The sequence below is a fragment of the Cryobacterium sp. SO2 genome (genome assembly GCF_026151165.2).
Classification (GTDB): Bacteria; Actinomycetota; Actinomycetes; order Actinomycetales; family Microbacteriaceae; genus Cryobacterium.
On record NZ_CP117849.1, the window covers coordinates 2,378,784 to 2,400,087 of the forward strand.

Here is a 21,304-nt window from a genome sequence, read left to right on the forward strand (position 1 = left end):
AATTCTAGGAGTGGGCGGTTCTACGAGTGCGCGGCGGCGAGCTCCGTCGTGCTCTCCGCGTCGTCGTCGTCGTGCAGGGCTGCCTCGCGGTTGATCTTGTTGCGGTGCGAGAAGTACAGCGGCAGGGCGGTGAAGAGCACGGCACCCATGACGTTGCCGATCAGCACGGGCCCGGTGTTCCAGCCCCACCAGTCCCCGAAGCTGATGTCGGCGCCGAGCAACATGCCGGCCGGGATGACGAACATGTTCACGACCGCGTGCTCGAGACCGAGGCCGAAGAAGGTGAGCACGGGCAGCCACATGCCGAGGATCTTGCCCGCGGCCGAGGTAGACGTGTAGAACATGATCGTGCCGAGGGCAACCATCCAGTTGCAGAGCATGGCCTTGACGATGGCCACCAGGATGCCGCCGGCGCCGATGGCCTCGTACGGGAGCACCTTGTGCTCGGCCATGTGGATGATCGCCTGGATCATCGGGTCCGTGGTGTCGGTGCCGAGGTAGGTGATGACGCCCACGTAGAGCAGGGCATAGAGCCCCGCACCGAAGATGTGCGCCGGGATGACCACGCCGAAGTTCTTGAGCATCTTGGCCACGGTGGTGCGTCCCTCGAGGACCGCGAGCGGGATCAGGGCGAAACTACCGGTGACGAGCTCGAGACCGAGCATCAGGATGACGCAGAAGCCGACGGGGAACACCAATGCGCCCACAATCGGCAGCCCGGTTTGCGCCGCCGCCGTCAGGGCCAGGGTGGTGGCCGCACCGAGAATCGCTCCGGACAGAGCGCCGCGCAGGAACATCTGGCGGGCGGTGAGGTTGGACTTGACGACCCCGGAATGAACAAGCGAATCGATCAGCTGGTCCGGTTTCACGTATGACATGCGACGGTACTCCTCATCAACGGCCGCGATCTGTACGAACGTGAAGTAGGTGTGGCGCGGCGCGCCTCTCCCCGTGAACTGGCTCAGGGAGCGTCTATGCGCCCTGACCGTCGAGAGTCGGCGTCGCTGCCGGTTCTGCGGGGGTTTCGGGATCGGTCGCCGAGCCATCGGCATCCGTCTCAATGGTTTCAGGTTCGTCGGTGTCCGGCTCCTCCGGCAGCTCTTCGAGCAGTCCGGGAGGCGGGGTGATCGTGATGACGCCGGCCTTGACGTCGACCGAGGGCACGATCGCCTTGACGAAGGGGATCATCACCTCGCCGGTGGCGGTCTTCACGATGAGGAGGTCTTGCGCCGGCAGGTGCTCGAGGCGCGTGAGAGTGCCGATCTGCACTCCGTCGCGCACCACGGCGAGCCCGACCAGCTGGTGGTCGTACCAGGCGTCTTCTTCATCCGTCTGCTCGGAGGAGTCCTGGTCGATCCAGAGAATGGCCTTGGCCAGGGTCTCCGCGGCCTCGCGGTCGGGGACACCCTTGAAGAACCCGACTGCGTGCTGGTTGTACCAGCGCAACTCGACGAGTTCGATGGTCTTGCCGTGCCAGGGTGAGCTGGTCGGCACCTGGAGGGTGAACACGGCGCCCGGGACGAAACGTCGTCCCGGGTCGTCCGTGAACAGCTCCAGCTTGATGGCGCCCTTAAGGCCGTGGGCCTTGGTGAGGCGCCCCACCCGCAGTTGGGTGGCCGGGGTCGTGCTGTCGTCGCTCATGAGGGGCTAGTCACTACCCGATCAGAAGTCGGTGTCGACAACGTCGACCCGCACGCGCTTGCCATCGGCCAGAGCGGCCACGAGAGTGCGCAGCGCCTTGGCGGTGCGACCGGCGCGGCCGATCACCCGGCCGAGGTCCTCGGGGTTCACACGAACCTCGAGCACCTCGCCACGGGGTGAGTTCTGGGCTACAACGTGCACGTCGTCCGGGTGATCAACGATTCCCTTGACGAGGTGCTCAAGCGCGGGAGCGAGCAAAATTACGCCTTGTCCTCTTCGGTTGCCTCAACGGCAACGTCTTCGGTCTCAACCTTGGCCGCGGGCTTCTCGGCCTTGGGCTTCAGAACCGGCTTCTTCTTCTCGTCGGCGACGAAGGCAACCTTCGGCTCCTTGATCTTGACGGTGGAGACGGCGTTCTTGTCACCCTTGAAGATGCCCCAGTCGCCGGTCAGCTTGAGGAGTGCCGCAACCTGCTCGGTCGGCTGTGCGCCGACGGAGAGCCAGTACTGGGCACGCTCGGACTTGACCTCGATGACCGAAGGCTCCTGCGTGGGGTGGTAGATGCCGATCTCTTCGATGACACGACCATCGCGCTTGGTGCGCGAGTCGGCGACAACGATGCGGTAGTACGGCGCACGAATCTTGCCCATGCGCTTCAGACGGATTTTGACAGCCACAATTCTCCTGTGATTTAGATGTTTGGCGAACTGACAGCCGTGAGCGTGGGGGCACACTCGGCACAAGCTCAATTAGGTTCGTGTTACGCCGGATTAGAGGGTCGGGCGCAACGGAACTCGACTAATCATTGTGTCAGACATCGAGCACTTTGTGATAATCGACGGCCGAAAACCTGGCTGGCAACATGACGCCGGTAGCGCGCCGGGCGGCGAAGTGTGCGTTTAGCTGTCAGGATTGTGCCACATCGCTCCACCCCGGGGGCGTCGGAGCGCGAAGGGCACCACCGTGGCAACCGAGACTGTGGGTACCAATACCGTGGGCATCGAATTCGCTCACTCCGAGCGCTCGACCGTCGGCATCGAGTGGGAACTCGCGCTGGTCGACCGGGAGACGGGCGACCTGGTGTCGATCGCCGACGAGGTCCTCGACGCCCTCAGGGGGCCGGGTGGCTCCCCGCACCCGCACATCACCGGAGAGCTCCTCCTCAACACCGTCGAGCTCGTCTCCGGGGTACACCACACGGTGGCCGGCGCCGTCGCCGATGTCGCCGGGCAGGTCGACGAGGTGCGCGCCATCACCGAGCCGCGCGGCGTCGACCCGATCTGCAGCGGCTCGCATCCGTTCGGTCAGTGGTTCGACCAGCAGGTCACCGACAAGGAGCGCTACCACAAGCTCATCGACCGCACCCAGTGGTGGGGTCGCAACATGATGATCTGGGGCATCCACGTGCACGTGGGCATCGAGGATCGCGACAAGGTCATCCCGATCCTCAACGGCCTGCTCAGCTTCGTGCCGCATCTGCAGGCGCTGAGCGCCTCGAGCCCGTTCTGGGCGGGCGTGAACACCGGGTACGCGTCCAATCGCGCCCAGATGTTCCAGCAGCTGCCCACTGCCGGCCTGCCGTGGCGTCTGGAGGACTGGGCGGCGTGGGAGGACTATGTCAACGACCTCACCGTGACCGGAATCATCGAGGACGCCACCGAGGTGCGCTGGGACATCCGGCCGTCGCCGCGCTGGGGCACCATCGAGGTGCGCGCCTGCGACGGAGTCTCGACCGTCGAGGAACTCGGCGCGATCGCCGCGCTCATCCAGTGTCTGGTCGAGTGGATGTCGACGGAGATCGACGAGGGACGCCCGGTGCCCACCATGCAGCCGTGGTTCGTGCGCGAGAACAAGTGGCGCGCGGCCCGGTACGGCCTCTCGGCGGAGATCATTGTGAACTCCACGGGCACGGAGCGGATGGTCACCGACGAGGTGCACCGCCTGGTGGAGGTGCTCTCCCCCACCGCCGAACGCCTGGGCTGCCTGCCCGAGCTGCTGCAGCTCAACCTGATCCTCGACCACGGAGCCAGCTACCAACGCCAGCTGGCCGTGGCCGCCCTGCACGACGGCCACCTCCCTGCCGTGGTCGCCTCGCTCGCCCGCGAACTCCGAGAGGGCCTGCACTCCTGATCCGCGAACCGTGAGTTTGGCCCGGAAAACACGCGCTTTTTGGGGCTTTTCTCACGGCTCGCGGATGCTTTCCTCACGGCTCGCGGGCCGAGCGGGTTAGGACGCGAGGGCCCGCGGGGTGTTTTTGGCGTCACGCCAGGCGATCCAGTCCTCCACAGGGGCCAGGTCGTAGGCGGGGCCGGAGATGCCCAGGGTGAACAGTGTGGTGCCCAGCTCGTAGAGCTCGTCGGCCTCCTCCGTGGTCTTACCGCGCAGCTCGGTGGAGATCTCGATCTCGTTGATGTCACGCCCCACGGTGTCGCACCAGGTGCCCAGCACGCCGAGCTTGTGGGTGAGGACCTCCGGGGTGGAGAACGAGTGCCAGATGTCGGCGTGCTGCGCCACGATGCGCAGCGTCTTCTTCTCTCCGGCGCCGCCGATGAGCACGGGGATGTCGCGCAGCGGTGCGGGGTTCAGCTTGGCCCAGCGTGCCTCGATCCGCGGGAGGTTCTCGGCCAGGGCATCCAGGCGGGTGCCGACCGTGCCGAATTCGTAGCCGTACTCGTCATAGTCCCGTTCGAACCAGCCCGAGCCGGTGCCGAAGATGAAACGCCCACCGCTGATGTGATCGATGGTGCGGGCCATGTCGGCCTGCAGGTCGGCGTTCCGGTAGCTGTTGCAGTTCACCAGTGCGCCCATTTCGAGAACGCTGGTCTGCTCGGCCCAGGCGGCCAGGAGCGTCCAGGACTCGAAGTGCAGGCCCTCCGGGTCGCCGGAGAGCGGATAGAAGTGGTCCCAGTTGAAGGCGATGTCGACGCCGAGAGCTTCAACGGCAGAGACGGTGTTCCGGATTGACGCGTACTCGGCGTGCTGCGGGGCGATCTGCACACCGAGACGCACGGGGCGGGGCTGGAGAGAGGTCATTGCAAAATCCTAATCCCCGCCCGCGCCTAGACACCGCGACCCGCGGCGTCCAGAGACGTCGGCCGACTACCGGCCGAGCATCTTCTGCAGAGCCGCCATCTCCTCAGGCGTCGGGCCGCCGGCCGCAGCCTTGCCGCCGCCGCCGAGACCGAAGCCGGAGCCGCCGCCCGCAGACGCGCCGCCGATCTTCTCACCGGAGGCGATGGCCGCGTTCTCCGCGGCACGCTTTGCCGGGTTGCCCGACTTCGAGCCCTTCTTCTTCTGCTGCACCTGGGGACGCTTGCCGCCCATGCCGCCGGGGATCGGTCCCATGCCGGGGATGTTGGGCATGCCGCCCTTGGCCACGGTTTTCATCATCTTCGCGGCCTGTTCGAACCGCTGCACGAGCTGGTTCACCTCGGTGACGCTCGACCCCGAACCACGCGCAATGCGGAGGCGGCGGGAGCCGTTGAGCAGCTTGGGTGTGACACGCTCGGCCTTGGTCATCGATTGGATGATGGCCTCGGTGCGCACGATTTCGCGCTCATCGAAGTTGTCCAGCTGCTGCTTCATCGCGCCGGCGCCCGGGAGCATGCCCATCATCTTCTTGATGGAGCCCATGTTGCGCAGCTGCTGCATCTGGCCGAGGAAGTCGTCGAGGGTGAAGGTGTCGGTGGAGAACTTCTCCGCGATCTTGCGGGCTTCCTCCTCGTCGAACGCGCCCTGCGCCTGCTCGATCAGGGTGAGGATGTCACCGAGGTCGAGGATGCGGCTGGCCATGCGGTCGGGGTGGAAGGGCTCGAAGTCGTCGAGGCCCTCACCCGTGGAAGCGAACATGATCGGGCGGCCGGTGATCGACGCCACCGACAGGGCCGCGCCACCGCGGGCGTCGCCGTCGAGCTTGGACAGCACGACACCGGTGAAGTCGACACCGTCCTGGAACGCGCGGGCGGTTGCCACGGCGTCCTGGCCGATCATCGCGTCGATAACGAAGAGCACTTCGTCGGGGTCGATGGCCTTGCGGATGTCCGCGGCCTGCTTCATCATCTCGGCGTCGACACCGAGGCGTCCGGCGGTGTCAACGATGACAACGTCGTGCAGCTTCTGCTGGGCGAACTTCACGCCGTCGCGGGCGACCTTGACCGGGTTGCCGACGCCGTTGCCGGGCTCCGGCGCGTAGACCGCAACGCCGGCCTGGGCCGCGACGACCTCAAGCTGGGTGACGGCATTCGGGCGCTGCAGGTCGGCGGCGACGAGGATCGGGGTGTGGCCGTCCTTGGCCAACCACTTGGCGAGCTTGCCGGCCAGGGTGGTCTTACCGGCACCCTGGAGGCCGGCGAGCATGATGATGGTCGGTGGCTTCTTGGCGAATTCCAGACGGCGCTGCTGGCCGCCGAGGATCTGCACGAGCTCTTCGTTGACGATCTGCACGACCTGCTGGGCCGGATTCAGCGCCTTGCTGACCTCGTCGCCGAGGGCGCGCTCGCGCACCTTGCCGGTGAAGTCCTTGACGACCTCGAGGGCGACGTCGGCGTCGAGGAGGGCGCGACGAATCTCGCGCACGGTGCCGTCGACATCCGCCGCACTGAGCTTGCCCTTGGTGCGGAGGTTTTTAAACGTCTCGGCGAGGCGATCTGAGAGGTTTCCAAAAGTAGCCATTGTGGTCTTAGTTTAACCGGCTCCGGGAGGTGCCGCTGCTCACTGCCCCGATTGTTCCTCCACCAGCGTACGGTGGAAGCTTGCGCAGAAATCAGGGAGAGCACATGTCAGTTGTCGTCGTCGCCGTCATCACCCCGCTGGACGGTCATATCCAGAACGTGGTGGATGCCTTCGCCATCGTGTCGCCGAAGGTGCACGCCGAGGCCGGTTGTGAGCTGTACGCCCTGCACCTCGACGCGGAAAAGGTCATCATGGTCGAACGCTGGACCACCGCGGCCGACCTCGCCGCCCACGCCGCCGGCGCCCCGATCGGCGAGCTCAACGCCCTGCTGGCCGACCATGTGGCCGGCCCCACCGACGTGAGCGTGCTCGAGAACGTACCGCTGGGCGATCCGGTCGCGGGCACTATTCAGTAAGCGCCGGGTCGGTCTTCGCCGTCGTCCGTCGTACAGCGCGGATGCGTCGGCGCCGAATAAGCAGCACGGCACCGGCCACGAGGATCAGCCCTACGGCCACCGACCCGATGGCTATCCACAGCACGGGCACCTCGGCGTCCGGGGTGACGGTCTCCCCCACGCCGGCGTCGGGGAAGGTGATGGTCGCGGACGCTTCGCGTTCTACGAGACCGCTCTTCAGAGCCAAGGTGGCGTCCCACGGCCCGTTGGGCAGCTCAGCGTCGAGGGTGAAGAGCACCTTCTCCGAGCCGCCGGGCGCAATGGTGGTGGCCTGGGGCACAGTGAACGGACCGGCGGCAAGGCCGGCCGGCCCGTCGGCCAGGGTGAGATCACCCGTCACGTCCAGCGCCCGGCCGCCGGTGTTTGTGACCTGCGCTGCCAGCGTGGGGCGGCCGTCCGCGTCGCGCCCGGCAGTGAGCTGGTCGACGGAGAAGTCCGCAGCGACCCCGTTACCGGGTCCAACCGAAAGGTAGATCCGGATTCCGGCTCGGGTGGCCTGAACGATGGGGGAACCATCGGTTGAGGGTGCGCGCACTTCTGCCCACACGGCGGCGTACTGCTCGCCTTCCGCCGCGTCCAGCGGAACTGCAATCGTCACCAACACCATGGCCGATTCACCTGGCGCCAGCTCCAGCTCCGGCTGGTCCAGACTGGTCCAGCTCGTGATGTCGTTGGTGGCGGGGTCGGCTTCCCCGGTGAAGACGCCGCCGTCAATGTGCGCTGCGCCGGAATACACCCTCACCGCCTGGTCGATCTCGGTGTTGTTCTGCACCTCGATCCGGCGCTCGATTGTGGTTCCAGGCGCCAGTCTGTCGACGATGTAGGCACGAGCACGCGAGTCGGACTGAGTGCCGACCGGGACATCGACCAATCGAACGCCAACGCCCTGGGACTCGATGACCCCATTCTCGGCAGGAGTGCCCGAGCTGCGGGACTCGGCGATTGCGGGCCCGGCAGTGCCAAGAACGAGAGCAAGTAGTAGTGCGGCAACTGCCGCGATGGTGGGACGCAAATCCGAAGCCTTTCCTAGCGGAGACCGCTTGCACGGCCCGGCGGCCGACGCAGCCCGGCCGCGGTGCCCGCTGGAAGCGGGTGCCGCGGCCGGTTTGGAGCGATTAGACGACGGAGTGCGTCAACACGGCGGTGAACGTGTCGGACAGCGCGTCGGTGGGAACGGGGACGGAGAGCGTTGCGCTCCACGTCGCCGTGTTGTTGCCCGTGACGGCGGTCGCGGTCTGCACCGGCAGCGTGGCCGCCGGGTCACCGGCGGCAGACGGGGCGACAGTCGCTGTACCAACGACAACGGCAGTTCCAGCCGTGTAAGTTGCCCCGGCGGCAGGGATCGTGTCGGCGGTGTCCGTGCCGGTGAAGTCGGCAAGCGTGACATTGGCAACCCAGCCCTCCACACCTGCGCGAGCGTCGGTGACGACAACGCCCGCCAGGGTGGCGGTCGACGGGGCGCCAGGTGCGACCGTCGTGAATGCAATCGTGGCGGGTGCCGCGATCGAGACGAGGCCCCCGGAGACCTCGACGGTCGCCGTGGTGTCGGCCGCGAAGGCCGGGAGGGTGGTGGCACCGACGAGAGCCGCCGATCCCGCCAGGGCAAGGGTGACAAAGGTGATTTTGCGCATGAGAGAGAGACCTCTTGTTCGTAGGAACGTACATGCTGGGTCGGCCTGAAGCCATATTGCGAGAGCCGCTTCCGGCCGCTCAGCACGCCGAAAGAATTCGGCATTAACCAGGATATCTGTGTAGATACACAGAAACCCAATCCGTCGATCAGTGTGGCGTGTCACCCGCGTGCGTGGCACCCGCCGAGGGGACGTCTCCCAGGGTGGATCAGACCTGAGGAGCGACCAGACGTTCGACGGCACGAACGACGCTGGCCCGGCGTGCCGCATGGGTGGCAGCATCCGGTTCGGGATGCGCGGAGAACGCGACGGCGGGCTCGTGGTTCCAGCACGACACGATCCCGAAGACGAGCGCGGTGACGTGGTCCGGGTCCCACGAGGCGTCGACGGCCCCCGCGGCCTGGAGCGCGATGATCCCGCGGACCTGTTCGGCGTGGAAGTCGTCGATGAGGGGCGACGGCTCGGCAATCGCGTCGTGGCGTTCCAAACGCGCCCAGTCGATCATCCGCAGGTGTTCAGGATGCTCGACCGAGTGGTCGTAGAGCGCTCCGGCGAACTCGGGCAGGGTTGCTCCCCCGTCGTGCGACACCGCCTGGGCGAACTCCACCAGGTTGAGCTCCACCACAGCACTGAAGAGTTCTTCCTTGTGCCGGTAGTAGGCATAGAGCCGTTCCTTGCTGGCGGAGGCGGTGCGGGCGATCCGGTCGATGCGGGATCCGGCAAGGCCATGGGCGGCGAATTCGGCCCTGGCCGCCTCGAGGATGCGCTGACGGGTGGGCTCCGGCTCCTTCGCCGGCAGTCCGATGGATGAATCCGGGGTAATCATGCCCCGAGTGTAGCAAAACGAACTAGTTCGTTTGGTAGGATTCTCGGCATGTCACAATCGAGCCCGACCGGCGTTTCTCCGGTTTCCACCCCGTCAAAACCCGATACCCACGCCTCTGAGGCTCACACCCACAACCCCCGCCGCTGGTGGCTGCTGGCCATCGTCGCCCTCGCCCAGCTCACCGTCGTGCTCGACGGCACCATCGTCAACATCGCGCTCCCCCACGCTCAGAGTGACCTCGGCATGAGTGACGGCGACCGCACCTGGGTCGTCACCCTTTACGCGCTGGTCTTCGGCGCACTGCTGCTGCTCGGCGGCCGCATCGCCGACTACTGGGGCCGCAAGCGCTCCTTCATCGTGGGCATGGCCGGGTTCGCCATCGCGTCCACCCTCGGCGGCATGGCGCAGAGCACCTGGGAGCTCCTGGCCGCCCGCGGCCTGCAGGGCCTGTTCGCAGCGCTTCTCGCGCCCGCCTCGCTGGCACTGCTCACCGTCAACTTCCCCGGCGGCAAGGACCGCATCAAGGCCTTCTCGGTCTACGGTGCGATCGCCGGTGGTGGCGCTGCCGTGGGCCTCGTGCTCGGCGGCGTGCTCACCGAGTACGCCAGCTGGCGCTGGTGCCTGCTCGTGAACGTGCCCATCGCGATCGTGGCGATCGCCGCGGCGATCCCGATCATCAAGGAGAGCAAGGCGCACGGCAACACCAAGTACGACGTGCCCGGCGCCATCCTCGTGGCCCTCGGCCTCGGTTCGCTGGTGTTCGGCTTCGCCCAGGCCGAGAACGGCTGGGACGCCTGGCAGGTGCTCGTTTTCATCCCGCTGGGCGTTGTGCTCCTCGCTCTCTTCGTGCTCGTCGAGAGCCGCTCCAACCACCCGCTGCTGCCGCTGCGCATCCTGGCGGACAAGGTTCGCGGTGGTGCGTTCATCACCGGCACGCTCACCGGCGCCGCTCTCCTGGGCGGGCTGCTCTTCCTCACCTTCCACCTGCAGATCGTGCTCGGCTTCTCGCCGCTGGAGTCCGGCCTGGCGTCCCTGCCGATGACCGCGATGATCATCGTCGGCGCAACGACGCTCTCGAAGTTCCTGCCCCGCGTGGGCGTGCGCATCCCGATGACCGTGGGCCCGGTCGTCGTGGCGGCCGGTCTGCTGTACCTGTCGCGCATCACCGTCGGCGGCAGCTACGTCGTCGAGGTGCTGCCCGGCCTGCTCCTGATGGGTCTGGGCCTGGCGATGATCTTCGTGCCGCTGCAGAACGTGGCCCTGGCCGGCATCGATGCCCACGACGCCGGCGCCGCCAGCGCCGCGGTCACGGCCGTGCAGCAGATCGGCGGGTCCATCGGCTCCGCAGTGTTCACCGTGCTCTACACCTCGGCGGTCGCGTCCTCCCTCGCCGGCGGAGACGGCACCCCGGTCGCCCAGCTGCAGGCCCTCGTCGACGGCTACCAGGCCGCGTTCTTCTGGGCCGCCTTCGGCGTGTTCCTGGCGGCGCCGATCGCCTTCTTCATGGTGCGCCCGAAGGCGTCGGACCTGCTCGGCAACGAAGCCGCCGTGCACCTGGGCTGATACACCCAGCACCGCGCACACAGCGAAGGCCCCCGGATCACTCCGGGGGCCTTCGTCATTCACGGCTGCAGGGCAGCGGATGCTAGCTGTCGGCGGCGATCACGATGGTGTCCCCGTGCACGTCCAGCGTGACAACGAGCAGGGCATCCGTTTCGTGCGGGCTGATCGAGTAGTCCAGCACCGCGAAATGCTGGTCGTTGCCGATGTGGTGCGGGTGGAACCCGATCCGCTGCAACTGGATGGACCGCAGGAAGTCGATCTGCTTGTCTCCGGAATCCCAGATCAGGGCGTCCTCGAGCACCTCGGCGTCGAGTTCTTCGAACTGGGTCACAATGAACTGGCTGGTCACGGAGACCTCGGCACTCAGGTCGGCGACGAGCGATTCCCTGGCCTGGGAATCGAGGTCCTCGAGGGCGTTGATCATCGCGGCGACGATGTCGAGGGCTTCGGAGGACACCGACTCCTCGTCGGGGGAACTGACGTCGATCTCAACGTTCTGGTCGCCGAGTTCGGCCGTGTCGGACCAGTACACCTCGCCGCTGTCGTCGTCGCTGCCGAGAATTCCGAAGAAGTCGTGTTCGATGGTCATGGGACGTCCTATCCGACGAGTTTTTGTGCGAAAACGTGCGGGGTGAATCCGGTGAGGTCGTTGATACCCTCACCCTGCCCGACGAGTTTGATGGGGATGCCGGTCTTCTCCTGGACCGCCAGGACGAAACCGCCCTTGGCCGACCCGTCGAGCTTGGTGAGCACCAGACCGGTTACGCCGGCGTGCTCGATGAATGCCTCCGCCTGGGCGAGGCCGTTCTGGCCCGTCGTCGCGTCGAGGACCAGCAACACCTCGGAAATCGGCGTCTGCTTCTCGATGACCCGGCGGATCTTGGTGAGCTCGTCCATCAGCCCGCCCTTGGTCTGCAGCCGGCCGGCGGTGTCGATGATGACGATCTCGGTGCCGGTGTTGATGGCGCGTTCCACAGTCTGGAAGGCCACGGAGGCAGGGTCCTGGCCCTGCGCCTGCGGTTTCACGATCTCGGCTCCGGCACGCTCCGCCCAGGTCGCCAGCTGTTCCACGGCCGCGGCCCTGAAGGTGTCGGCGGCGCCGATGAGCACACTGCGGTCGTAGACGCGCAGGAACTTCGCGAACTTGCCGATGGTGGTGGTCTTGCCCACCCCGTTGACGCCGACGACGAGCACCACAGCGGGCCTCGCGCTGAGATTGAGCGTGGGGTCGAGTTTCGCCAGGCGTTCCTCGATGCCCTCGCGCAGCATCCGGTGGAGGTCCTTCGGATCCGTGGTGCTGTACCTGGACACCTTCGCGCGCAGCTCGGCGACGATCGCATCGGTGATATCCGGGCCGAAGTCGGCCTGGATCAGCGAGTCCTCGAGGTCATCCCAGGTATCTGCGTCGATCGTCTTCTTCGCGAATACTCCGCGCAATGCGCCGGAGAGGGACCACGGGGTGCGTTCTGCCATAGGTCAAGGCTAGTCCGGCCGGACACACTCGGGTGCACGGGCGACGAAGTGCCCGTGGACCAGGGGTGCTGTTCGGCGTGTGGGTCGGGCGAACGCGGGCTGGCGGCCTCCCGCGGGGCTGGGTATCGTCACGGTAGTCGTGACAGCCGAAAGCCCCTGCCAGTCGAAAACCCGTGCCAGCAGCAAGCCCGTGCCAGTCGAAAGGATCACCGTGTCCCCCAGCATTCCGACACCCGCCCCGACGTCTCCGACTCCACCTCCCGTGCACCCGGCGTTAGCCGCGCTGGCCGGCCAGCTCGACGGCAATCTGCTCCTGCCCGGCGATCCGGGCTGGGACGACGCCCGGGCGCCGTGGAACCTCGCCGTCGACCAGCAGCCCAGAGCCATCGCCCGGCCTCGCTCGGTGCGGGACCTCAGGCATGTCATCGTGGCCGCCAGGGAAGCCGGCATCGGCGTGACGGTGCAGCCCAGGGGTCACGGCGCTGATGATAACCTCGGCGGCCGGATCCTGGTGCGCACGAACGCTTTCGACGAGGTGACCGTGAACGTCGTCGCCCGGTTCGCGCGCGTCGGCGCCGGTGTTCCGTGGGGCACCCTGCTCGGCCGCCTCGACGGCACCGGCCTCATCGCCCTGGCCGGCACCAACCCCGACGTCAGCGTCGCGGGCTACCTGCTCTCCGGCGGGCATTCCTGGTTCAGCCGGTGGAAGGGCCTGGCCGCGCACTCGATCCGGGCCGTGGAACTCGTCGACGCCACCGGGGTGCTGCGCCGCGTCACCCGGGAGAGCGACCCCGACCTGCTCTGGGGCGTGCGGGGCGCCGGCGGCCTCTTCGGTGTGGTGACCGCCCTCGAGATCGACCTGTACCCGGCGCCCGAGCTCTTCGGCGGCAAGATCCTGTTTCCGGCCGAGTCGGCCGAGGTCGTCTTCGGGGCGGCGGCCGACATCCTGTTGGATGCGCCGCCGGAGCTCAGCCTGTTCCTGGGCCTGATCAACATGCCCGACATCGAGCAGGTGCCCGAGCTCCTCCGTGGCCGCAGCTTCACTCAGGTCGATGCGGTCTTCGTGGGGTCGGTCGAGGCCGGCGAGGAGCTGCTGGCGCCGTTGCTCACGATCGCGCCAGTCATCGCCAACCTCTGCCGTCCGTTCTCGATCGGCCAACTCGGCGATGTGTCAGGCGAACCGCAGGAGCCCTCCGCAACGCTGGACTGGTCCAGGACCGTCAGTGAGCTGGACCCCGCGACGATCGCGGCCCTCGTGGCGGCGTTCCGCACCGCGAGCTACGCCGGTCTCACCCTGCTGCAAGTGCGCCCCCTTGGCGGCCTGATCGGTGACCCCACTGGTGGAGAAGACGGTGTGGTCGGCCATCTCGAGGCGGCCTTCATTCTCTTCGCGGCCGCGATCCTCCCCCGGGCGGTCCGGTTCCCGCCGCCTCGGACAGCCACCTGCTGTTCCAGCCCCTGGAGGACACCGTGCAGGCCGTCGGGGTTCCCCGGACCGTGCCGACCATGCTCACGAACGGTCAGGACCTCGGTCTGGCCTTCGCGCCGGAGGCCCTGCAGCGCCTGGCCGAGATCAAGGAACGGGTCGACCCGGAGAACCTGTTCCGGAGCAACCGGGCGCTGCCAGGGGGCATCCTGGCCAGGTGACGGACAGGAGTCCTCAGGACGCCCGTTCCACCTCGTCGGGTTCGGCTTCGCGGACGATGCGCTGGCCGACCACCGCCGACACCCCGTCCTGTCGCATCGAGACGCCGTAGAGCGCGTCCGCGATCTCCATCGTGCGTTTCTGGTGGGTGATGACGATGAGCTGGCTGGTGGCGCGCAGGTCTTCGAAGATGGTCAGGAGCCGGCCCAGGTTGGCGTCGTCGAGGGCGGCCTCCACCTCGTCCATGATGTAGAACGGGCTCGGCCTGGCCTTGAAGATCGCAATCAGCAGGGCCACCGCCGCCAGCGATCGTTCGCCGCCGGACAGCAGCGAGAGCCGCTCGATCTTCTTGCCGGCGGGCTTCACCGACACCTCGATGCCGGTGGTGAGCATGTTCTCGGGGTCGGTGAGTTGGATGCTGCCGCTGCCGCCGGGGAACAGGACGGGGAAGACCTCGGCGAACGCGGCCTGGGTGTCGTCGAAGGCGCTGGCGAAGATGGCACCCATCTTGAGGTCGATGTCCTCGATGATGCTCAGAAGGTCGGCCCGGGTGTTGGTGAGGTCGGTGAGCTGCTCGGTGAGGAAGGAGTGGCGTTGTTCGAGCGCCGCGAACTCTTCGAGGGCGAGCGGGTTGATCCGGCCCAGCCGGGCGTACTTGCGTTCGGCGGCGGCCAGTCTGGCCTGCTGTTCCTCCCGGTCATACGGCGTTGCATCCACCGCGGCCGCCGCGTCCGACTCGCTCGAAACGGGCTGGTCCGGGCCGTATTCGGCGATGAGCACCTCTTCGACGAGGCCCAGCTCGCTGGCGGCCCGCTCGAGCAGCGCAGAGAGCTGCAGTTTCTTCTCGTAGATCGCCAGTTCGAGTCCGTGCACGTTCTCGGTGATGCCCTGCAATCGGGTGCGCAGCTCGCCTTCCGCCCGGCGGAGCCCGCTCAGCTCCTCGTTCTGGCTGGACCGTTCGGCTTCCGCGACCGCCAGCTTCTGGCGCGCCGCGGCCACGGCGGCGTCGGCCGACGCGAGCACAGCGGGCAGTGCGTCGGCGACAGCGGATGCGGCATCCACCTGCCGGCGACGGATGACGGCCCGCCGCGCGGCGGCGTCGGCTTCGGCCCGGTCGGATTCAAGCTGTCTGGTCAACGAGACCACCCGGGCCTGGCCGCTGCGCACCCGTTCCTTGGCGGTGTCCACCTGCAGTCGGGCCTCGATCTCGATCTCCCTGGCCCGTTCGAGCTCGGCGTACAGCGAGTCGCGCGCGCTCACGTCGAGGATCGGCCGGGGCTGGGAGCGCTGGGTGTCCAGGGCGGCGGCGGTCGTGGCCACGGCGCTCTCCGCGTCGGCAATGCCGGCAGCGGCCAGATCGGCGGCGGTCGACAGCCTGTCGAATTCCGCCGCTGACGCGTCGACCTGCACGGTCAGGCGGTTGCGCCGATCGGCGCGGGCCGTCTCCCTGCTGCTGTGCTCGCGCAGGGCGGCCTGGGCCGACTTCGCCTGGTCCCTGGCCAATGCCAGCCGGGTGCGCTGTTCGCCGAGGTCGCCGGAGACCTGTTCGATCAGCGACGTCACCTCGGCCAGGCGGTTCTCGGCCGCGTCCCGTTCGGTCACGAGTTCCAGTTTGCTGGGCGCGGCCCCTGAGCCGCCGCGGAGGGCGTGGGCGGTGAGAACGTCTCCGGCGCGGGTGATGATCGTGACAGGTGTTGCAGACGCCTGGGACGCCAGCGCGTCGGAGACCACGACGGCGGCGGCCAGGTCGTCGACGATGAGGGTTCGCTCCAGCAGGCCGAGCACTCCGGCTGGCGCGTCGACGACGGTGTGCGCGGGAACCGTCAGCGCGGCGACGGTGTCCGGCAGCAGCGACACATCCACTCCCCCGGCAGGCACGTCGGCGACCAGCCCGGCGAGAACGAGTTCGACCCGGCCGAGATGCAGCTCGTCGGCGTGGCCCAGCGCGGCGATGGCGGCCGCGCGGTCGTCGGCGGCGACGGCATCCGCGAGAGAGCCGAGCGCCGCCGCGATGGCCCGCTCGAATCCGGGTTGAACGCTCATGTGTTCGGCGACCAGGCCACGGATGCCGGCCAGGCCGGCGTCGATGAGAGCCGATGAGCCGTCCTTCTGGCCGAGCGCCAGCGAGAGCGCCCCCGTTCGCGCGGCCAGCGCGTCCCGTTCCCGCTCCTGACCGTGCAGGATCTCGCGGAGTCGTTCGATCTCGGACTCGGCCTCGGCCACCTGCGCCTGGGCGAGTTCGACGACCTCGCCGAAATCCACGTCGGTCGCCTCGGCGTCCTGGTCGTCGTCGAGGTCGGCGAGTTGGCGACGGGACGCGGCCAGTCGGTCACGCGCCGCGTCGAGGGCACCCTGTTGGCGCAGCACTTCGCCGCGAACGGCGGCCAGACGGGACGCCGCGGAGTCCGCCTGCCCGACGAGCTGGGACACCAGCAGGTCATGCCGGGAGACGAGGGCGGACTGCGCGGCGATCTCGTCGTCGACGGCGTCGAGGTCGCGGCGCACCGTGGCGGTGGTCGTGCGAGCCGTCGCCCACGCATCCTCGGCCGCCGCGATGCCGGCCCGTAACCGTTCCACCTCCGCCGCGGCGTCATCGACGCGCTGCGGGGTGACGTTGGAGGCCCGCTCCGCCGGTTCGGCCTGGCTGCCCAGCAGCGCGAGGCGCTGGTTGGCGAGGGTGTACAGGCCGCGTAGGCGTTCCTGGGCGGATTCGAGCCCGAACGCCGTGCGCCTGGCGACATCGACGGCGTCGCCGACCTGCGCGTCTTCCAGCCGCCGCACTCGCACCTGATTGTGGTCGAGCTGTTCCTGGATGACGAGGCGTTCCGAGTGCCGCTCGCTCTCCGTGCGCCCGTGGGCGTCCAGGGCGTTGCGCAGCACGATCACGTCGTCGGCGAGAAGCCGCGCCCGGGCGTCGCGCACAGTGGCGGCGATCTGCTGGGCCTGCCTGGCCACCTGGGCCTGCTGGCCGAGCGGCTTGAGCTGCCGGCGGATCTCGCCGGCGAGGTCGCTGAGCCTGGTGAGGTTGGTCTGCATGGCCTCGAGCTTGCGCACGGTTTTTTCCTTGCGGCGGCGGTGCTTGAGGATTCCGGCGGCCTCTTCGATAAAGCCGCGCCGTTCCTCCGGGCTGGCGCGCAGCACGGCATCCAGTTGCCCCTGGCCGACGATGACGTGCATCTCGCGGCCCAGACCAGAGTCGCTGAGCAGTTCCTGCACATCGAGCAGCCGGCAGGTGCGGCCGTTGATGGCGTACTCGCTCGCGCCGTTGCGGAACAGAGTGCGCGAGATGGTCACTTCGGCGTATTCAATGGGCAGCGCGCCGTCGCTGTTGTCGATCGACAGGGTGACCTCGGCCCGGCCGAGCGGTCCTCTGGTCGATGTTCCCGCGAAGATGACGTCTTCCATCTTGCCGCCACGCAGCGTTTTCACGCCCTGCTCGCCCATCACCCAGGCGAGGGCGTCGACGACGTTGGACTTGCCGGAGCCGTTCGGTCCGACAACACAGGTCACGCCGGGTTCGAAAGCGAAGGTCGTCGATTGTGCGAAGGACTTGAACCCCTTGAGGGTGAGACTCTTCAGGTACAACGCGCCCGTCCTTCCTGCACTCGTCCTTCGCGGCTTTTCTCAGGTCAACGGTACCGGAACACCGCTGGTTTACTGGGACCGGCCCGCTGTTCCCTCCCGCTCGCCGCTCCGGCGGCCGAACCCGTTCGGGTGCCTGGTCTTCCCCGGTGACGAGGTCTAGGCTCAGCGGGCATGGAGAGCCGGGGATTCAGTATCGACGAATTGGCCATTCCCACCGAGCCGAACGGCACCGGCTGGACCGATTTCGCCGCCGCCGTGGCCGTGCGCAACACCGTCGAGACGCAGGCCTACGGCACAGGGGTGCTTGCCCAGTCCGCCGAGGAGCTGCTGCCGGGCTGGCTCACCCTGGAACACGCGCCCCGCCGGCTGTTCGTCGCCCGCGTCGGCGGGGAGATCGTGGGCAGGGCCATCTACGAAACCCAAGCAGATCCAGGGTCTGATTTCGCCTGGTTCACCGTCGAGGTGCTGCCGGAGTTTCGCAACAGGGGCATCGGCACCGCCCTGACCCACCGGCTCGACGCCGCGGCCCGCCTTGATGGCCGCAGCGTGAGCGTGGTCTACGCGGTCTCGCCCGATGCGCCGGGTGAACGCCTGGCCGCGCCGACGGGGTTCGGGTCGGTGCCGGCCGCCAATCCGGAGGTGCGCTTCCTCCTGCGGCACGGCTACAGCCTCGAGCAGGTGGAACGCGGCAGCATCCTCGTCCTGCCGGTGGACTCGGCAGTGTTGGCCCGGCGACTCGCTGAGGCGGCGGCCAGGGCCGGCGGGGACTATGCGGTGCTGACCTGGGCCGGTCGCACGCCCACGCGCTGGCTCGAGGACATCGCCCTGTTGTATACCCGGATGTCGACGGACGCCCCCACCGCCGGCCTCGCCGAACCGGAGGATGTGTGGACCGTCGAGCGTCTGGTCGCCGAACAGGAGGCCAGCGCAACCGGTCCGCGGGTGGCACTCGTCTCGGCTGCCCTGCATCGGCCGAGCGGCCGTCTGGCCGCGTTCACGGAACTGTCCGTGCCGTCAGAGCCCGGCCGGGCCGTTGAGCAGGATGACACCCTGGTACTCAGGGAACACCGCGGTCACCGGTTGGGGATGCTGGTGAAGGTGGCGAACCTGCAGCAGCTGCAGCTCCAGTTTCCGGAGCAGTCGGCAGTGACGACGTTCAATGCCGAGGAGAACCGGTACATGCTCGACGTGAACGAGGCCCTCGGGTTCGTTCCGATGGGCTACGAGGGCGCCTGGCGCAAGGTCAGCGCAGCCGCTGGCAGCGCGGGCAGTAGTGCGACGACCGGTTCATGAACTTGGCCCGCACGAGTTCGGTGCCGCAACGCGGGCACGGGCGGCCATGCTGCCCGTACGCGTTGAGGCTGTGCGAGAAGTAGCCGGACTGGCCGTTGACGTTCACGTACTGAGCATCGAAGCTCGTGCCGCCCTCCGCCAGCGCGCGCAGGAGGATGGCACGGACGGCCGTGAGGAGCCGCCGGGCTGTGGCGGCGGAAAGTGACTCGGCCGGCTGGTCGAAGTGCACCCTGGCCTCGTAGAGGGCCTCGTCCGCATAGATGTTGCCGATACCGCTGACCACCTTCTGGTCGAGCAGTACGCGTTTGATGCCCGACCGGCTGCGGCCCAGAGCACGGTAGAACTCGGGCGCGGAGAACCACGGGTCCAGTGGGTCGCGGCCGATGTGCGCCACCTGGCTGGGGACCAGGCCCGCTCCGGGCAGGGCGGAGGTTCCCGCGGCGTGCTCAGGCACGCCAGGGGCCATCCCCGGCCCGGCGTATCCGGCCGGGCGTCCGTCCGTCGTCGGCTGCAGGCTGTCGACGGCCATGCTGCCGAAGATGCGCTGGTCCACGAAGTGCAGGGCCAGCTCGCCGTGCACGGGGTGCTGCAGCGTCAGCCGGATGCGCATCAGCTTCTCGGCCGCTTCGCCGGGCGTGCGCAGCAGGACCTGGCCGCTCATGCCCAGGTGGGCGACGAGGGCGCGCGGTGCGCTGTCCCGGATGGATCCTCCGGCCAAGGGGAACCAGAGGAACTTGCCCCGACGCACGGCACCGCTGATGCCCGCGCCGGTGAGGAGCGTCTCGAAATCGCCGAGCGCGCTGTCGTGCCGACGCAGGGATCGCGCGTCGAAGACCTCGACCCCGGTGACAGTGGCGCCGGAGACGGCGCTCTCGAGGCCGGCGCGGACGACCTCGACCTCGGGGAGTTCCGGCACGGCTCAGCGTCGGGCGCGCAGCTGGGTCCACGCCTCAAGGGCTGCGGACATCTCGGCGTGCTTCTTGCTGGTGCCCTCGCCGGTCGCGGTGACGCTGGTGCCCACGGTCACGGTGGCGATGAAGACCTTCGAGTGGTCGGGGCCGCTCTCGGCGACGGCATACACGGGCACTCCGGCACCCAGCCGAGCGGCGGCTTCCTGCAGGCTGGTCTTGGGGTCCATGGAGACACCGAAGTGTCCGGGATCGGCCAGGAGCGGCTGCAGCAGACGCAGCACGAACTCAGTGGCGGATTCCACCCCGGTGTCCAGGTACACGGCACCGATGACGGCTTCGACGGTGTCGGCCAGGATCGAAGACTTGTCGCGACCGCCGGTGAGGGTCTCACCGCGCCCCAGGCGCACAAAATCGCCCAGTCCGATACCGCGGGCGATTTCGGCCAGGGCGGCACTCGAGACCAGGCTCGCGCGGCGCTTGGCGAGATCGCCCTCCGGCAGCAACGGGTACTCGCGGTAGAGCATCACGGTCACGGCCTGGCCCAGGATCGAATCGCCCAGGAATTCCAGGCGTTCGTTGGTGGGCAGGCCACCGTTCTCGTACGCGAATGAACGGTGTGTCAGCGCGAGTTCGAGTAGGCCGGCGTCGATCTGCAGGCCGAGGATCTCCTGCAGACGCGACAACGACGGAGCAGGGCTCTGGTCCGTCTTGGTGGTCGGCGAGGAACCGCGCACAGCAGAAACTCCTGCAGCGCGGGCTGCAGGAGTCCCTGTGTGACGGGAACCGGCGTCAGACTTCGACACAGCGGCGCACCATTCTCTGACTAAACGTCAGCGACCTTGCGGCCCTTGTACTCCATGAACAGTGCGGTGCCGGCGGCGTCCGTGACGACCTTCGCGCGGTGCGGGAGGCTGTAGACGACCTTGCCGTTTTCCATGGTCTTCACCAGGGTGGGGGCCTCGGCCTTCCAGCAGGAACGGCGTGAGCGGGTGTTGGAGCGTGATTGCTTGCGCTTCGGGACTGCCATGACTACTTCTCTTCTCTATCCGGTACAGCCTGGATGTCTTCATCCGTGCTGATGCTTTCGGAAGCTTGGAATTCCAATAGTGCGGACCAGCGGGGATCCTGCACGTCACTCGGTTCAAGTTCAGGGGAAGTGGCACGCCGTTCCCCGGTCTCTGGGTCGAGACCTGGGCAATCCCGCCGGCAAACCGGCTGGAACGGCAGTGACAACACCACTGCATCCCTGATTAGTGGTTCAAGATCCACGTGGTCATCTTGAACCGCACACTCATAAGCTTCGTCTAGATCGTACGCGAAAAGCTCGGCAAAATGAACTCGGACAGGCAATTCGATGTCAATAAGGCATCTTCCGCACTCTCCGGCGGCTTTTCCGGTCACATCGGCGGTCACCAAGATGCCCTCGTGGATGCATTCCAGGCGCAGATCGGCCTCGAGGGTGGAGCCGGCTTTCACGGCAACGAGCGCTTCTCCGAGGTCGTGGGGAACGACAATGTCGATGTTGCGCTCATACATCGTTCCCGGGCGGTTGATGACGTCGCGGACGTCAACCTTGTACGGGGTCTTCTTGAACTTATTCACAACGGGAA

22 protein-coding genes are annotated in these 21,304 nt (G+C 67.6%); 5 read left to right on the forward strand and 17 right to left on the reverse strand.

The window, feature by feature from the left end:
• Positions 1-20: 20 nt before the first annotated feature.
• The 4 genes from BJQ94_RS11015 to rpsP form a co-directional block, all read right to left on the reverse strand.
• A complete protein-coding gene (locus BJQ94_RS11015; RefSeq protein WP_265400236.1) occupies positions 21-878 on the reverse strand; it encodes a formate/nitrite transporter family protein in 858 nt (285 codons plus the stop codon).
• Positions 879-972: 94 nt separating this feature from the next.
• Positions 973-1,641: a ribosome maturation factor RimM gene (gene rimM / locus BJQ94_RS11020; protein ID WP_265400235.1), complete on the reverse strand. Its 669-nt coding sequence runs from the start codon at positions 1,639-1,641 to the stop codon at positions 973-975.
• A 21-nt stretch (positions 1,642-1,662) separates the two neighbouring features.
• Positions 1,663-1,899, reverse strand: coding sequence for an RNA-binding protein (locus tag BJQ94_RS11025; protein ID WP_066596208.1), 237 nt, complete (start codon positions 1,897-1,899; stop codon positions 1,663-1,665).
• A gap of 2 nt (positions 1,900-1,901) precedes the next feature.
• Positions 1,902-2,318: a 30S ribosomal protein S16 gene (gene rpsP / locus BJQ94_RS11030; protein ID WP_265400234.1), complete on the reverse strand. Its 417-nt coding sequence runs from the start codon at positions 2,316-2,318 to the stop codon at positions 1,902-1,904.
• 316 nt (positions 2,319-2,634) lie between these two features.
• Between rpsP and BJQ94_RS11035 the strand changes: the two genes are divergently transcribed.
• Positions 2,635-3,771 carry a glutamate--cysteine ligase gene (locus tag BJQ94_RS11035; RefSeq protein ID WP_265400333.1) on the forward strand — a complete coding sequence of 379 codons (1,137 nt, stop codon included), beginning with the start codon at positions 2,635-2,637 and terminating at the stop codon, positions 3,769-3,771.
• A 96-nt stretch (positions 3,772-3,867) separates the two neighbouring features.
• Here the strand turns inward: BJQ94_RS11035 and BJQ94_RS11040 are convergent, their stop codons facing one another.
• Both BJQ94_RS11040 and ffh read right to left on the reverse strand, forming a co-directional pair.
• The gene (locus BJQ94_RS11040) at positions 3,868-4,674 is read right to left on the reverse strand and encodes an LLM class F420-dependent oxidoreductase (RefSeq protein WP_265400233.1); all 807 of its coding nucleotides are present in this window, start codon (positions 4,672-4,674) and stop codon (positions 3,868-3,870) included.
• A gap of 66 nt (positions 4,675-4,740) precedes the next feature.
• Positions 4,741-6,312 (reverse strand): signal recognition particle protein, encoded by a 1,572-nt coding sequence (ffh, locus tag BJQ94_RS11045; protein ID WP_265400232.1) that lies wholly within the window; start codon positions 6,310-6,312, stop codon positions 4,741-4,743.
• 104 nt (positions 6,313-6,416) lie between these two features.
• Between ffh and BJQ94_RS11050 the strand changes: the two genes are divergently transcribed.
• On the forward strand, positions 6,417-6,728 hold the full coding sequence (locus tag BJQ94_RS11050) for an antibiotic biosynthesis monooxygenase (protein ID WP_265400231.1): 312 nt from the start codon (positions 6,417-6,419) through the stop codon (positions 6,726-6,728).
• Here the strand turns inward: BJQ94_RS11050 and BJQ94_RS11055 are convergent.
• The 3 genes from BJQ94_RS11055 to BJQ94_RS11065 all read right to left on the reverse strand — a co-directional run bounded on the left by BJQ94_RS11055 (position 6,718) and on the right by BJQ94_RS11065 (position 9,224).
• Positions 6,718-7,638: a hypothetical protein gene (locus BJQ94_RS11055; RefSeq protein ID WP_265400230.1), complete on the reverse strand. Its 921-nt coding sequence runs from the start codon at positions 7,636-7,638 to the stop codon at positions 6,718-6,720. The two genes, BJQ94_RS11050 and BJQ94_RS11055, sit on opposite strands and share 11 nt — an antisense overlap.
• A 244-nt stretch (positions 7,639-7,882) precedes the next feature.
• Positions 7,883-8,398: a hypothetical protein gene (locus BJQ94_RS11060; protein ID WP_265400229.1), complete on the reverse strand. Its 516-nt coding sequence runs from the start codon at positions 8,396-8,398 to the stop codon at positions 7,883-7,885.
• A gap of 208 nt (positions 8,399-8,606) precedes the next feature.
• A complete protein-coding gene (locus BJQ94_RS11065; RefSeq protein ID WP_265400228.1) occupies positions 8,607-9,224 on the reverse strand; it encodes a TetR family transcriptional regulator in 618 nt (205 codons plus the stop codon).
• A 48-nt stretch (positions 9,225-9,272) separates the two neighbouring features.
• On the opposite strand from BJQ94_RS11065, the gene BJQ94_RS11070 reads away from it, so the two are divergent.
• Positions 9,273-10,787 carry an MFS transporter gene (locus BJQ94_RS11070; RefSeq protein WP_265400227.1) on the forward strand — a complete coding sequence of 505 codons (1,515 nt, stop codon included), beginning with the start codon at positions 9,273-9,275 and terminating at the stop codon, positions 10,785-10,787.
• A gap of 82 nt (positions 10,788-10,869) precedes the next feature.
• Here the strand turns inward: BJQ94_RS11070 and BJQ94_RS11075 are convergent, their stop codons facing one another.
• The 3 genes from BJQ94_RS11075 to BJQ94_RS11085 form a co-directional block, all read right to left on the reverse strand.
• A complete protein-coding gene (locus BJQ94_RS11075; protein WP_265400226.1) occupies positions 10,870-11,376 on the reverse strand; it encodes a DUF2004 domain-containing protein in 507 nt (168 codons plus the stop codon).
• An 8-nt stretch (positions 11,377-11,384) separates the two neighbouring features.
• Positions 11,385-12,260, reverse strand: a complete 876-nt coding sequence (gene ftsY / locus BJQ94_RS11080) for a signal recognition particle-docking protein FtsY (protein ID WP_265400225.1) — start codon at positions 12,258-12,260, stop codon at positions 11,385-11,387.
• Positions 12,261-12,534: 274 nt separating this feature from the next.
• Positions 12,535-13,419, reverse strand: a complete 885-nt coding sequence (locus BJQ94_RS11085) for a hypothetical protein (protein WP_275875470.1) — start codon at positions 13,417-13,419, stop codon at positions 12,535-12,537.
• Between the two features lie 347 nt (positions 13,420-13,766).
• Here BJQ94_RS11085 and BJQ94_RS11090 point away from each other — a divergent pair, with 347 nt between their 5' ends.
• Entirely contained in the window at positions 13,767-13,907 is a 141-nt protein-coding gene (locus BJQ94_RS11090) for a BBE domain-containing protein (RefSeq protein WP_275875471.1), read from the forward strand.
• Between the two features lie 13 nt (positions 13,908-13,920).
• Here the strand turns inward: BJQ94_RS11090 and smc are convergent, their stop codons facing one another.
• Positions 13,921-17,490, reverse strand: coding sequence for a chromosome segregation protein SMC (gene smc / locus BJQ94_RS11095; RefSeq protein ID WP_265400223.1), 3,570 nt, complete (start codon positions 17,488-17,490; stop codon positions 13,921-13,923).
• A gap of 171 nt (positions 17,491-17,661) precedes the next feature.
• Here smc and BJQ94_RS11100 point away from each other — a divergent pair, with 171 nt between their 5' ends.
• Positions 17,662-18,783: a GNAT family N-acetyltransferase gene (locus tag BJQ94_RS11100; RefSeq protein ID WP_265400222.1), complete on the forward strand. Its 1,122-nt coding sequence runs from the start codon at positions 17,662-17,664 to the stop codon at positions 18,781-18,783.
• On the opposite strand, the gene mutM is transcribed toward BJQ94_RS11100, so the two are convergent.
• The 4 genes from mutM to BJQ94_RS11120 form a co-directional block, all read right to left on the reverse strand.
• Entirely contained in the window at positions 18,734-19,699 is a 966-nt protein-coding gene (gene mutM / locus BJQ94_RS11105; RefSeq protein ID WP_265400221.1) for a bifunctional DNA-formamidopyrimidine glycosylase/DNA-(apurinic or apyrimidinic site) lyase, read from the reverse strand. The two genes, BJQ94_RS11100 and mutM, sit on opposite strands and share 50 nt — an antisense overlap.
• A 3-nt stretch (positions 19,700-19,702) precedes the next feature.
• Complete coding sequence (gene rnc / locus BJQ94_RS11110) at positions 19,703-20,377, reverse strand: ribonuclease III (protein WP_265400332.1); 675 nt, start codon at positions 20,375-20,377, stop codon at positions 19,703-19,705.
• Between the two features lie 140 nt (positions 20,378-20,517).
• Positions 20,518-20,721 carry a 50S ribosomal protein L32 gene (gene rpmF, locus BJQ94_RS11115; protein ID WP_066596228.1) on the reverse strand — a complete coding sequence of 68 codons (204 nt, stop codon included), beginning with the start codon at positions 20,719-20,721 and terminating at the stop codon, positions 20,518-20,520.
• Between the two features lie 2 nt (positions 20,722-20,723).
• A complete protein-coding gene (locus tag BJQ94_RS11120) occupies positions 20,724-21,296 on the reverse strand; it encodes a YceD family protein (protein WP_345893438.1) in 573 nt (190 codons plus the stop codon).
• Positions 21,297-21,304 lie beyond the last annotated feature (8 nt).

Excerpts from the sequence above, each read along its gene's own strand:
- BJQ94_RS11015 (WP_265400236.1), bottom strand. The coding sequence starts at position 878 with ATGTCATACGTGAAACCGGACCAGCTGATCGATTCGCTTGTTCATTCC.
- rimM (WP_265400235.1), bottom strand. The coding sequence starts at position 1,641 with ATGAGCGACGACAGCACGACCCCGGCCACCCAACTGCGGGTGGGGCGC.
- BJQ94_RS11040 (WP_265400233.1), bottom strand. The coding sequence starts at position 4,674 with ATGACCTCTCTCCAGCCCCGCCCCGTGCGTCTCGGTGTGCAGATCGCC.
- ffh (WP_265400232.1), bottom strand. The coding sequence starts at position 6,312 with ATGGCTACTTTTGGAAACCTCTCAGATCGCCTCGCCGAGACGTTTAAA.
- BJQ94_RS11050 (WP_265400231.1), top strand. The coding sequence starts at position 6,417 with ATGTCAGTTGTCGTCGTCGCCGTCATCACCCCGCTGGACGGTCATATC.
- BJQ94_RS11060 (WP_265400229.1), bottom strand. The coding sequence starts at position 8,398 with ATGCGCAAAATCACCTTTGTCACCCTTGCCCTGGCGGGATCGGCGGCT.
- BJQ94_RS11065 (WP_265400228.1), bottom strand. The coding sequence starts at position 9,224 with ATGATTACCCCGGATTCATCCATCGGACTGCCGGCGAAGGAGCCGGAG.
- BJQ94_RS11070 (WP_265400227.1), top strand. The coding sequence starts at position 9,273 with ATGTCACAATCGAGCCCGACCGGCGTTTCTCCGGTTTCCACCCCGTCA.
- BJQ94_RS11075 (WP_265400226.1), bottom strand. The coding sequence starts at position 11,376 with ATGACCATCGAACACGACTTCTTCGGAATTCTCGGCAGCGACGACGAC.
- ftsY (WP_265400225.1), bottom strand. The coding sequence starts at position 12,260 with ATGGCAGAACGCACCCCGTGGTCCCTCTCCGGCGCATTGCGCGGAGTA.
- BJQ94_RS11090 (WP_275875471.1), top strand. The coding sequence starts at position 13,767 with ATGCTCACGAACGGTCAGGACCTCGGTCTGGCCTTCGCGCCGGAGGCC.
- BJQ94_RS11100 (WP_265400222.1), top strand. The coding sequence starts at position 17,662 with ATGGAGAGCCGGGGATTCAGTATCGACGAATTGGCCATTCCCACCGAG.
- rpmF (WP_066596228.1), bottom strand. The coding sequence starts at position 20,721 with ATGGCAGTCCCGAAGCGCAAGCAATCACGCTCCAACACCCGCTCACGC.